We start from the raw sequence: 12,184 nt of genomic DNA on the forward strand, positions 1-12,184 counted from the left end.
CCGCAAGATGTTACAGATTTAAACGATTTGCTTAATTTTCCGTCGCTAAAAAAGAATCCATGAGGGTAGTTATACAACGCGTCAGTGCGGCATCTGTTACGGTAGAGGAAGCGGTAACCGGGCAAATTCAGCAAGGCCTGCTGGTATTGCTGGGAATAGAAGATGCCGACACGCTGGAAGATATCCAGTGGCTGAGCAGTAAAATCGTTAACCTCCGCATATTCAGCGACGACAACGGGGTGATGAATGTATCCATAAAAGATATACATGGGGATATACTCCTGGTGAGCCAGTTTACCTTACATGCTTCTACCAAGAAAGGCAACCGCCCTTCGTATATACGTGCCAGTAAGCCAGACGTGGCCATACCATTGTACGAAAAAATGATCGCGCAATTGGAACATGATTTGGGGACTACCATCCAGCGGGGCATTTTCGGAGCAGATATGAAAGTGTCGCTGCTCAATGATGGCCCTGTTACCATTATTATTGATTCACATAACCGGGAATAAAAGTTCAATCCGTTATCTTTAATAAATAAAATTCAATCCATGACCATTCAGGAAGCCCAGGAAAAAATTGATAGCTGGATCAACACCACCGGTGTTCGTTACTTCAGCGAACTTACCAACATGGCCATACTTACAGAAGAAGTGGGAGAAGTGGCCCGCATCATGGCCCGCAAATATGGTGATCAGTCATCAAAAGAAACGGATAATAAAATGCTGCTGGCCGACGAACTGGCGGACGTGATGTGGGTATTGCTCTGTATCGCCAATCAAACCGGCATTGACATGACCGTAGCCCTGGAAAAGAATTTCGAGAAGAAAAATATCCGTGATGCGCAAAGGCACCATAATAACCCTAAACTGAAGTCATAGCCTGCACACTTTTTGTACCTGGCTTCTAAAAAACTACTGTAATGCAAAAACAGAGTAGGCTGAAAATTATCTGGCACGTGCTAAAGCAGTCTGGTAGTGACTTTATAGACGATAAAGTACTTAAACTCAGCGCAGCACTGGCTTACTATACCATCTTTTCGGTAGCCCCCATGCTCATTATTATCATCTTTTTATGCGATCTCTTCCTCGGGAGGGATGCCATAGAAGGCAATATTTATGGGCAAATACGCGGACTGGTAGGCAGTGACGCTGCCCTGCAAATACAGGCGATGATTAAAAATGCGTCGCTTTCCGGCGATATGAGCTGGGCCACCATCGTGGGATTTGTAACCCTGGTGATCGGCGCTACCGGTGTTTTCGCGGAAATCCAGGATTCTATTAACTATATCTGGCGACTGAAATCAAAGCCTAAAAAAAATGGGTTGCTGCGGATGATCCTGAACCGGCTCCTCTCCTTTTCCCTGGTAGTCAGCATGGGCTTTATCCTGCTGGTATCGTTGGCGGTAAATGGCCTGGTAGAGCTGTTTTCTTCGCTGGTGGTACGGCTATTGCCGGGAAAGGTAACCTCCGGTATCCTCTTTTCCCTGGCCGATTTTGTGGTACCTTTTCTCGTTATCACCACGCTTTTTGCTATCATTTTTAAGGTGCTGCCCGATGCCCGCATCAAATGGAAAGATGTACGGGTGGGGGCTATTGCCACGGCCATCCTGTTTATGCTGGGTAAATTCGCGATCGGATATTACCTCGGCGCCAGCAGGGTAAGCTCTACCTACGGAGCAGCCGGCTCTATTGTGATCATCTTGTTATGGGTATACTATTCTGCTGCCATCCTGTATTTTGGCGCAGTGTTTACCCGTGTATATGTACAGTATTTCGGCGCCCAGATATACCCTAATGAATATGCGGTCTGGATCAAGCAAATAGAAATTCCCCATGAGCCTACAAGCGTAGAAGAAGGATAGATTATTTGCTGGCCATCTCTTTATAAGTTATTTAATAATCGCATACGTATTTTCAAAATTGGCCTTTATCTTTGCGCCACTATGTCTACAGATCAGAATAAATTCCAGGCGATAATATCGCATTGTAAAGAATATGGTTTCGTTTTTCCGTCCAGCGAAATTTACGATGGACTCAGCGCTGTATACGACTATGGTCAATATGGGGCTGAACTGAAGAAAAACATTAAGGATTACTGGTGGAAAAGCATGACCCAGTTGCACGAAGATATCGTGGGGATCGATGCGGCCATCTTCATGCATCCTACCACCTGGAAGGCATCCGGGCACGTGGATAACTTCAGCGATCCTATGATCGATAACAAGGATAGCAATAAACGCTACCGGGTAGATCACCTCATAGAAGGATATGCGGAAACCTTACCTGAAGAAGCCGGCAACGCACTCCTGGCACAAATGGATGAACTGCTGAAGGAAAATGACTTCGCAGGACTCAAAGCATTAATTGAGCATAATAAAATAAAATGTGGTATCAGCGGTACTGTTAACTGGACGGATGTCCGCCAGTTTAACCTGATGTTCTCCACCCAGCTGGGTAGCGTTACCGACGAAGCCAACGAAATATACCTGCGCCCGGAAACAGCCCAGGGTATTTTCGTAAACTTCCTCAATGTGCAGAAAACAGGTAGAATGAAAGTGCCTTTCGGTATTGCACAAATTGGTAAAGCCTTCAGAAATGAAATCGTAGCCCGCCAGTTTATTTTCCGTATGCGCGAATTTGAGCAAATGGAAATGCAGTTCTTCGTACGCCCTGGCACACAAAAAGAATGGTACGAGAAATGGAAGGAAGAACGCATGCAATGGCACCTGAGCCTGGGCACCGATCCGGCTAAATACCATTTCAAAGATCACGTGAAATTAGCGCACTACGCAGATGCTGCCGTGGACATTGAATTCGAATTTCCATTTGGCTTCAAGGAAGTGGAAGGTATCCACTCCCGTGGCGATTTTGACCTAAAGCAACACCAGGAATACAGCAGGAAGAAAATTCAGTACTTCGATACAGAAATCAATCAGAACTATGTTCCGTACGTGATAGAAACCTCTATCGGGCTGGATCGTATGTTCCTGCTCACTATCTGTAATGCTTATGCAGAAGAAGACCTGAGCACTGCAGATAAACAGGATAGCCGCGTAGTATTACGCTTCCCGGCTAAATTAGCTCCCATCAAACTGGCTATCTTCCCGCTTACCAAAAAAGATGGTTTACCGGAAGCTGCCCGGGCGCTGATGAATGAATGTAAATCTTCCTTCCATTGCTTCTACGAAGAAAAAGATGCCATTGGAAGACGTTACCGCCGCCAGGATGCCATTGGTACTCCGTTCTGCGTAACGATCGATCACCAGACTAAAGAAGACGGTATGGTTACCATCCGTCACCGCGATAGCATGGAGCAGGAACGTATCCCGCTTACTGCCGTAAAACAATTGGTACTGGATAAGATCCAGTAGTAACGTATCTGGGCTATGACTGTTTTAGTATGTATTACTACCACTGTCATGGCCCTTTTTATGTCCGATCCGGTATGAGCGCTGTTTGTTACGCCTGGGAGGGGATTGAGAAGCTGCTTTTAGCCATATAACTCCTGGTGTATATCGTGCCGGTCGTACCCCATGGCCTGTATACGCTGCTTCGCCTCATCTATCATGGCTTTCCAGCCACAGAGGAAGAAATTGGCGGGACGTTTATCCTGGAGCATTTCCTCGTAAATAGTGTGTACATAGCCTTTACGGCCGGTCCAGTTTTCCTCGCGCGATAAAGTAGGGATATAATTAAAGCCCGGAAGCTCCTGTGCCAGCTGTTTCATTTCTTCCGCATACAGCAGGTCATGTGCATACCTCACGCCAAAAATGAGGTGAATAGGCTGGTGCGGTACCGCGTGTTCGTGGATATAACGGGCCATCGACCTGAAGGGAGCAATGCCGGTTCCTGTACAAATCAGGAATAATTCTTTATCTAACGGCTGCGGCAGTACGAAAACTCCCTGCGGCCCCCTCAGCAATAGTTCACTGCCCACTTTTATTTCGTTAAACAGGTAGGTGCTCCCGGCTCCCCCTTCCAGCAATACAATCACCAGTTCGAAGGTATTGGTACCATCAGGATCGGAGGCGATAGAATAGCTACGCCAGCGTTTGTTCTTTTTCTCATGTATGGGCAGGTCAAATGTCACAAATTGACCCGGTTTGAAGTCGAACCGCTCCATGTCCGGCACCTGTATCCAAAAGCGACGGGTATTGTGGGTTTCGTCTACCAGTTTTGTAACGATGCCGGTGTGCCAGAGGTCCAACATGGGGATTGCGTTTTTGGTCCTTATGAATATAGTTAAATTTTTGCATTTTATATAGGTGCCCGGAGCTTATTTAACGCCGGGCATTCAAATATCTCCCTCATCAAATATCAAAATCGGTAAATCTTCTTTACCTTTGCATTCTTCATGAATTTACAGGCTGTATTACAACTATTTCAACGTGATGCTCGCCTGCAGTCGCTGGTGAAGGGGATACAATCACCCACCCCACAATACTTTCAGCTTTCTTCCATTAGTGGAAGTGCAATAAACTTTGTGGCAGTAAGCACCTGGGCGCATGCAGATGCGAACCATCTCTTCATCTTAAACGATAAAGAGGAGGCAGCCTATTTCCATAACGACCTGGAACAACTCAGCCAGGCACTCGATATCTTCTACTTCCCGGACTCTTTCAAGAAAGCAGGCCAGTTTCATGAAATCAACGGCAGTCATAGCATGCTGCGTACCGAGGCCCTCATGAAGCTTTCCGGCGATACCGTCCGCAAAAAAATACTGGTTACCTACCCGGAAGCCCTCTGGGAAAAAGTGGCCGGCAACCAGGCCTTCAACGCCAATATGGTGCAGCTGAAGGTGGGCGATGTGCTGAAAGTGGATCCACTGCTGGATCAGCTGGTATCCTGGGGATTCCATGCTACCGATTTTGTATATGAACCCGGGCAGTATGCCGTGAGAGGAGGTATCCTGGATATCTACTCCTTTGGTAACGAGAAGCCTTATCGTATTGAATTATTTGGAGAAGATATCGACTCCATACGCCTGTTTGATCCGGAATCCCAGCTGAGTGAACGCAAACTCACCCAGGTAACCCTGATCGCTAACATGGACACCCACGGCTCCGCCGCGGATCATGGAAAAACGCCGCTGCCTTCCTTTTTGCCCGATAACACGGTTGTATGGATCAAAGACCCCGCCTATGTACAGGGTGTCATTGAACAAATGGAACAGCGCCTGGACGATTTCCTGCTCACCGGCCAGAAAGTAAGGATTGACGAAGATGAGGAAATGGTGCTAAAAGAAGACGACTTCGTGAAAGCCGCCCCCTTACTCCAACAGCTGTTACAAAAGCCTACTATCGTTTTTGGTAACAAAGACTGGTTAACGGAACAGGGACACACGCCTACGCTTATTACTTTTGATACCCAGGAACAGCCGGTGTTTAACCGCCAGTTTGACCTGCTGATCAAAGACCTGGGCAAACATAACAGCAATAAATATTCGCTCTTTATATTCGCTGATAACCCCCGCCAGCTCGAACGCTTGCGGAGTATCTTCGAAGACCTCAAAGCCGATTTTGTATTCTTTCCCATCCCGGTGGCTATCAGCAGTGGTTTTATTGATCATTCGCTGAAACTGGTTTGTTATACAGATCACCAGATTTTCCAACGTTTCCACAAATACAAGGTAAAGCAAGCCTACAACAAGAATAAGGCGATTACCATGAAAACCTTGCGGGAACTGCAGTCGGGCGACTTTGTAACGCATATCGATCACGGTGTGGGCATGTACAGTGGCTTGCAGAAAATTGAGGTGGGCGGCAAAATGCAGGAAGCTATCCGCATTATTTACAAAAACAACGACCTGTTGTATGTAAATATCAACTCCCTGCATAAAATCAGTAAATATACCGGTAAAGAAGGTGTAGAACCTAAAGTAAATAAACTGGGCAGCGATGCCTGGGATAAGCTGAAGGAAAAAGCCAAAACACAGGTAAAAGATATTGCGAAAGACCTGATACAGCTATACGCTGTACGCAAGGCCCAGCAAGGATTTGCACATACGCCGGATACCTATCTCCAAACAGAGCTGGAAGCATCTTTCATTTATGAAGATACCCCGGATCAAAGCAAGGCTACTGCCGACGTAAAGCGCGACATGGAATCGCCTGCGCCCATGGACAGGCTGGTATGTGGCGATGTGGGCTTCGGTAAAACAGAGGTGGCTATCCGCGCTGCGTTTAAATCTATTGTAGATGGTAAACAGGCCGCCGTACTGGTGCCTACTACCATCCTGGCGTTTCAGCATTACAAAACATTTGCAGATCGTCTCAAAGATTTCCCCTGCACCGTAGACTACCTCAACAGGTTTAAATCTTCCAAAGAGAAAAAAGAAACGCTCAAACGTTTGGAAGAGGGAAAAATAGACATCATCATTGGTACGCACGCCCTGCTGAGCAAGGATGTGAAGTTTAAAGACCTGGGTGTACTGGTGGTGGACGAAGAGCAAAAATTCGGTGTTTCTGCCAAGGAAAAGCTGAAACAGCTGAAGCTAAATGTAGATACCCTCACCCTAACGGCAACGCCTATACCAAGAACGCTGCAGTTTTCGCTGATGGGCGCCCGCGACCTTTCTGTGATTAACACACCGCCGCCTAACCGCCAGGCAATTGAAACAGAAGTGCAGGTATTTAACCAGGACCTCATCCGCGATGCCATTTATTTCGAAACAGAAAGAGGTGGACAGGTGTATTTTATCCACAACCGGGTAAAAGGTCTGAAAGAAATGGCAGGCCTCATTCAGGGTCTTTGCCCCGACCTGTCGATCGCTACAGCGCATGGGCAACTCGAAGGACATCAACTGGAAGAAGTTATTCTCGACTTTATAGACCGCAAATACGATGTGTTGGTATGTACCAATATCGTGGAGAGCGGGGTGGATATTCCCAACGCCAACACGATCATCATTAATAATGCGCACCATTTTGGATTGAGTGACCTGCACCAGTTACGTGGCCGCGTAGGACGCAGTAATAAGAAAGCATTCTGTTACCTGCTGGCGCCTCCTATGAGCACGCTGACTTCCGACAGCCGTAAACGTCTGCAAACACTCGAACAACACAGTGAACTGGGAAGTGGCTTCCAGATTGCCATGCGCGACCTGGATATACGCGGCGCCGGTAATCTGTTGGGGGGAGAACAAAGCGGCTTCATGGCGGAAATAGGCTTCGATATGTACCAGAAAATTCTGGATGAAGCCATCCGCGAACTGAAACAAAATGAATTCCGCGACCTCTTTAAAGATCAGCTGGAACAAAAGAAAGACTTCGTAAGCGACTGTACCATCGATACTGACCTGGAAATACTCATCCCCGATACTTATATAGAAAGTATCCAGGAACGTTTAAACCTCTACCAGGAATTGGACAATACAATGGAAGAAGGCAAACTGCAAGCCTTTGCCGATGAACTCGTTGACCGGTTTGGTCCAATGCCAGATCCGGTAAAAGACCTGCTCACCACTATTCGTTGCCGTTGGATGGCTATACAGCTTGGCTTCGAGAAGATGATGCTGAAAGAAGAAAACCTGCGTTGCTATTTTATCAATAATCCCGATTCTCCTTATTTCGAATCGCCTACGTTCAATCATATATTAACGTATATCCAAACCCGTACGAACAACGCCAAACTCAAACAGGTGGGCAAGAACTTCATGCTGGTGGCTTCCCGCATACGTAATATGAATGATTTACACGACTTCCTCAAGGCAATGACCGACAGCCGTCAATAAATTTCCTGTAACATTATTTTGTCATAACCGTTTCATTCATATAATGAAATGTATGATGCTATTTCTGTAAATGTGCATTAACAAAATTTTAAGAAGTGCTATTATGAAATCGCTTTCACCTGCAGCATCATGATGGCGTAATTAACAACAAACAATATTTTTTTAAACAATAGAAAACATCGACACATGAAAAAGGTAATGTTATTAGCAGCGGGATTATTTTTTGCTTTAGGCGGCGCTTTTGCTCAGCAGGCAGACAAACAACCAGTAAAGAAAATTGAAGTCAACGGAACTTCTGAAATAGAAATAACACCCGACGAAATTTATTTCAACATCTCATTGCGCGAATACATGAAAGGCAAGAATAAAGTAGACATCTCTACTTTAGAAAAACAATTACAGAAAGCCGTTTCAGATGCGGGTATTCCCAAAGGCGACCTTACCGTAGAAAATGTGTATGGCAACAACTTCGAGGTATTGCGTAAAAAGAAAGATCCAGCCGAGTTTATGGCGCGTAAACAGTATCGCCTTAAATTGACTAAGCTCGACAAAATCAACGATATCCTGGGTGCAGTAGATGCGGAAGGTATTGAGAACACCCGGATTGCTTCTTTCAACTCCAGCAAAATGGAAGCTTACCGCAAGGAAGTAAAAATTAAAGCCTTGCAGGCCGCGAAAGATAAAGCAGAATATATGCTGGCAGCTATCGGTAACAAAGTAGATGGTGTTATCGAAATCCAGGAAATGAATACGGATAACTATTCCGATGTTCGTCCGGTAATGTATATGGCTAAGTCCAATATGGCCGGCGAAGAAGCCGCTTCAGATGTGGAAGTGAAAACTATTAAAATCCGCGCAGAAGTAAGAGCAGTATTCGGTATCAAATAAATAATCACACAACATAAAAGAGAAAGCCCCCCGCAGAAATCTGCGGGGGGCTTTCTCTTTTATGTTGTGTAGGTTTCTCTTAGAAAGAGTATCTCAGACCCAGCTGCATCTGGTGACGTGATGCAAAGAAGTCTTTTGAATAAGGAGCTCCTGGCTGAGAGAAAGTATAGATAGGATAGTTATCAGCAGATTTCTTACCAGTTGGGTTCAGACCAATGTTAGCAGAGGAGTTGAACGTGTTTGGTGAGAAGTACTGGATACCCCAGTTCTTGTTCAGCAGGTTGGTAACATTCACGATATCGTAAGTGAGTGTCAGGGTGTGCATTTGTTTACCGGCTTTGAAGTTGAAGTCCTGGCTGAAACGGAAGTCGGCTTGTGTATTCCATGGAGTACGGCCACCGTTGCGTTCAGTGAATTCACCTTTACGACCGCTCAGGTATTTTTCACCATCTACGTAGTTCATGAAGGCAGTAGCTTGTTCAGCGGCAGTTTTTCCACCGGCGATATCAGCAAAGAACTTGGTGGCTTCGGTTACGTCTTTTGGAATGTAAGCGAGCGACAGCTGCTGAGGTGTGTTCTGGAGCTGTACGCTGGTATTGATGATACCATAGCTATAAGGTAAACCAGAAGAAGTATTGAAGAAGGCAGAGAAGTTAGATACCCATTTGCCTTTAGTGCCCCAATCTTGTTTGTAGCTAACGGTAGCAACGATACGGTGACGAACATCGAAGTTAGAGTAAGCCAGTACCGGGTTGTTTGGATTTAAAGCCTGGTTCAGCTGCCAGTTAGACTCCATAGAGTTACGGATACCGTTGGTGATGTCTTTAGCTTGTCCGTAAGTATACGCTGCCATTGCATTCAAACCGAATGGGAATGATTTGGAGATCTGGGCAGTGATGCTGTAACGGTAACCTTTGTCGGTGTTAGACAGCAGGTAAGCGTTAGTGTATAAAGGATTGATTTTAGAGCCAGAGTAGATAGGCTGTTGTTTGTTTACATCGTAAGCATAGTAAGTAGGATTATCTACCAGGTTCACTTGTTGGAACATCAGGTCTTTAATCACTTTAGTGTAGATACCTTCGATGCTGAATTTCCACATGTCTTTGGTGGTATAATCCAGGGCCAGGCTGCTTCTCCATACCTGCGGCATTTTGAAGTTGTTGTCGATCATATCTACCTGGGTAGCACCGGAAGCGCTGGTGTTAGCACCGTTCTGTGCAGCGAAATCAGCGATACCATTTGGAGATGGTTTAGCAGCAGGCAGCGGCGTATTTACGAATGGTTTGCTGGAAGCTTTCTGATCGTAAGCACCGTAAGTAACACCATTATTATAATAAGCATAACCGATCCATGCAAAAGGAATACGACCGGTGAAGAGACCAGTACCACCGCGTAATACCAGGCTGTTGTCGCCTTTAATATCGTAGTTGAATCCTAAGCGGGGAGAGATCTGTACATTATTCAGGAAGTCATTTTTGATATCCTTAGGCTTGGTATAGGTGTAGGTAGTTCCGTAGTTAGGATCTTCTGGTGCTTTGATGGTTTTATCGCTCAGCGGTTGTTTGTTAGGAATACCAGTGTAGTCTAAACGGATACCCGGAGTGATTTTGAAACGATCTGTCAGCTGGATTTCATCCTGTCCGTATAAGCTCAGCAGGTTTGCTTTGAACTGTGCAGGAGGATTAGCCATGATATAATCACGGGAGTTGTTGGTGTAGTTGTAGTTACCACGAACACGGCTAGGATTGTTGGCCAGGAAGTCTTCAACGCTGCCGTAATCCAGACGGCCATTCCAGGAGTTCACAAAACCGTAGGTGATGTTATAGAACTCATTGTGCGTACCTAAAGTGATAGTGTGGTTGCCTTTAAATAAGGTAACGTTATCAGTAATTTCAAATGTTTTTTGTTTCATGTTGAAGATACTGGCTTCACGGTCAGTACCCAGGAAGATAGTAGTACCGCTGGTTCTACCTTTAATCTGGATCTGTGGTACAGCAGGGTCAGACAATGGATCTCTGTAGTCATGTACGTTAGAGTAACCCAGGATCAGGCTGTTGGCCAATGTGCTGCTGAAGTTACTTTTCAGTTCTGCTACAGTAGAAGACTGGTTATTTACCTGTTTGAAGTCGATGCCTTTGAAACGGAAGTTCTGTTGGTCGCGCTCCAGGTTAGTAGCTTCAGAAGTAATGGTATTGTTACGGATAGACAACTGGTGCTTATCATTGATATGCCAGTCTAACCTGTTGAAGAATTTATTAGAGTTGGAATAGATGCTGGTATTACCTGCGGTTCCTACGTCTACGCCATAGCTTTTCATTAAAGCGGTGATATCAGCAGCGTCTTTTTCAGTTAACACGCCACCACCATCAGCAGAACCTGCGGCAAGGATTACCGGGTCTACACGACGGGTGATTTCTTCGTTGGTGAAGAAGAACAGCTTGTTCTTGATGATAGGGAAACCTAAACGGATACCTGTTTGGTATTCGTGGAAATCGCTTGGTAATTTAGAACCATCACCGGCGTTGTTTTTACCGATCATGGAAGCGTTACGGCCATAGCCATAAATGGAACCGTGTACTTCGTTGGTACCGCTACGGGTTACAGCGTTTACGCTACCTCCGAGGAAGTTGCCTACTTTCACATCAAATGGGGCCAGTAATACCTGTACATCCTGGATCGCATCGAGAGATACGGGGTTAGTACGGGTGCTGCTACCTGGCTGACCACTGGTGTTGCTCTGTCCACCGAGGGAGGGGCTAAAGCCGATCGCATCGTTGTTGATCGCACCATCCAGGGTTACGTTGTTGTAACGGTAGTTGGTTCCGAGGAAGGAGTTGTTGTTGCTCTGAGGAGTCACTTTCGTTAAATCCTGCAGGCTACGGCTCAGGGTAGGCAATGTTTTAATTTGCTCCTGGCCAATTTTGGTACCACCTGCTTTAGATCCGCCAGTAGTACCGGTTACTACTACTTCGCTCAGTGCAGTAGATTCTTCCTGCAGTTTGAAGTTGTAGTTAGTAGTTCCCAGCGGGAGGTTCACATCCGCTTTTACTTCTTTTTTATAACCAATGAATGAAACTGTAATAGTATAAGGACCGCCTGGGTTCAGGTTAGGCAGTATGTAACGGCCATCTGTGTTAGTTTGTACACCAGATTTTGCGCCAGTGCCGTTATTCACGATAACGACTGTAACGCCAGGAATTGCCTGTCCACCTGCATCGGCTACTTTACCCGATATAACAGAAGTGGTGACTTGTGCCTGCGCGTTGTTGAAGAAAAGAATTACAATAAAGCTAGCGAGTAGCGTAAAGAATGATTTCATAAACTCTTGTAAGTATTTACAGGTGCAAAGGAAACAGTCTAAAACAACCAGAATGTTAACAGATTATTACGGAATTGTTAAGGACTGCATAAAGCGAGCTTAAAAAAGCTCATTTCTTATTTTTTGGGTTAAAATAGTATCGGTTTTTCCTTTCAATTTGATTTTAATGTTAACACTGCGAAAAAAAGGGGTTATAAATTATTTGTTAACTGAGGGTAAACAATAAACATATTTAATATAACA

At 45.4% G+C, this 12,184-nt stretch carries 8 protein-coding genes; 6 read left to right on the forward strand and 2 right to left on the reverse strand.

What is annotated here, in order from left to right:
* Window positions 1-59 precede the first annotated feature (59 nt).
* The 4 genes from dtd (at window position 60) to HGH91_RS11700 (ending at window position 3,373) form a co-directional block, all read left to right on the forward strand.
* Window positions 60-512, forward strand: a complete 453-nt coding sequence (gene dtd, locus HGH91_RS11685; protein WP_168738607.1) for a D-aminoacyl-tRNA deacylase — start codon at window positions 60-62, stop codon at window positions 510-512.
* Window positions 513-551: 39 nt separating this feature from the next.
* Complete coding sequence (locus HGH91_RS11690; protein ID WP_168738608.1) at window positions 552-881, forward strand: nucleotide pyrophosphohydrolase; 330 nt, start codon at window positions 552-554, stop codon at window positions 879-881.
* Between the two features lie 41 nt (window positions 882-922).
* Window positions 923-1,864, forward strand: coding sequence for a YihY/virulence factor BrkB family protein (locus tag HGH91_RS11695; RefSeq protein WP_168738609.1), 942 nt, complete (start codon window positions 923-925; stop codon window positions 1,862-1,864).
* An 81-nt stretch (window positions 1,865-1,945) separates the two neighbouring features.
* A complete protein-coding gene (locus HGH91_RS11700; RefSeq protein ID WP_168738610.1) occupies window positions 1,946-3,373 on the forward strand; it encodes a glycine--tRNA ligase in 1,428 nt (475 codons plus the stop codon).
* 119 nt (window positions 3,374-3,492) lie between these two features.
* Here the strand turns inward: HGH91_RS11700 and HGH91_RS11705 are convergent, their stop codons facing one another.
* Window positions 3,493-4,212: a ferredoxin--NADP reductase gene (locus HGH91_RS11705; protein WP_168738611.1), complete on the reverse strand. Its 720-nt coding sequence runs from the start codon at window positions 4,210-4,212 to the stop codon at window positions 3,493-3,495.
* Between the two features lie 144 nt (window positions 4,213-4,356).
* On the opposite strand from HGH91_RS11705, the gene mfd reads away from it, so the two are divergent.
* Together mfd and HGH91_RS11715 are read left to right on the forward strand one after the other, a co-directional pair.
* The gene (mfd, locus tag HGH91_RS11710) at window positions 4,357-7,734 is read left to right on the forward strand and encodes a transcription-repair coupling factor (RefSeq protein ID WP_168738612.1); all 3,378 of its coding nucleotides are present in this window, start codon (window positions 4,357-4,359) and stop codon (window positions 7,732-7,734) included.
* Between the two features lie 186 nt (window positions 7,735-7,920).
* Entirely contained in the window at window positions 7,921-8,622 is a 702-nt protein-coding gene (locus HGH91_RS11715) for an SIMPL domain-containing protein (protein ID WP_168738613.1), read from the forward strand.
* 79 nt (window positions 8,623-8,701) lie between these two features.
* Here the strand turns inward: HGH91_RS11715 and HGH91_RS11720 are convergent, their stop codons facing one another.
* Window positions 8,702-11,941, reverse strand: coding sequence for a carboxypeptidase regulatory-like domain-containing protein (locus tag HGH91_RS11720; protein WP_168738614.1), 3,240 nt, complete (start codon window positions 11,939-11,941; stop codon window positions 8,702-8,704).
* Window positions 11,942-12,184 lie beyond the last annotated feature (243 nt).

Source organism: Chitinophaga eiseniae (assembly GCF_012641265.1).
In the GTDB taxonomy this organism is placed as follows: Bacteria; Bacteroidota; Bacteroidia; order Chitinophagales; family Chitinophagaceae; genus Chitinophaga; species Chitinophaga eiseniae_A.

Excerpts from the sequence above, each read along its gene's own strand:
- dtd (WP_168738607.1), top strand. The coding sequence starts at position 60 with ATGAGGGTAGTTATACAACGCGTCAGTGCGGCATCTGTTACGGTAGAG.
- HGH91_RS11690 (WP_168738608.1), top strand. The coding sequence starts at position 552 with ATGACCATTCAGGAAGCCCAGGAAAAAATTGATAGCTGGATCAACACC.
- HGH91_RS11695 (WP_168738609.1), top strand. The coding sequence starts at position 923 with ATGCAAAAACAGAGTAGGCTGAAAATTATCTGGCACGTGCTAAAGCAG.
- HGH91_RS11700 (WP_168738610.1), top strand. The coding sequence starts at position 1,946 with ATGTCTACAGATCAGAATAAATTCCAGGCGATAATATCGCATTGTAAA.
- HGH91_RS11705 (WP_168738611.1), bottom strand. The coding sequence starts at position 4,212 with ATGTTGGACCTCTGGCACACCGGCATCGTTACAAAACTGGTAGACGAA.
- mfd (WP_168738612.1), top strand. The coding sequence starts at position 4,357 with ATGAATTTACAGGCTGTATTACAACTATTTCAACGTGATGCTCGCCTG.
- HGH91_RS11715 (WP_168738613.1), top strand. The coding sequence starts at position 7,921 with ATGAAAAAGGTAATGTTATTAGCAGCGGGATTATTTTTTGCTTTAGGC.
- HGH91_RS11720 (WP_168738614.1), bottom strand. The coding sequence starts at position 11,941 with ATGAAATCATTCTTTACGCTACTCGCTAGCTTTATTGTAATTCTTTTC.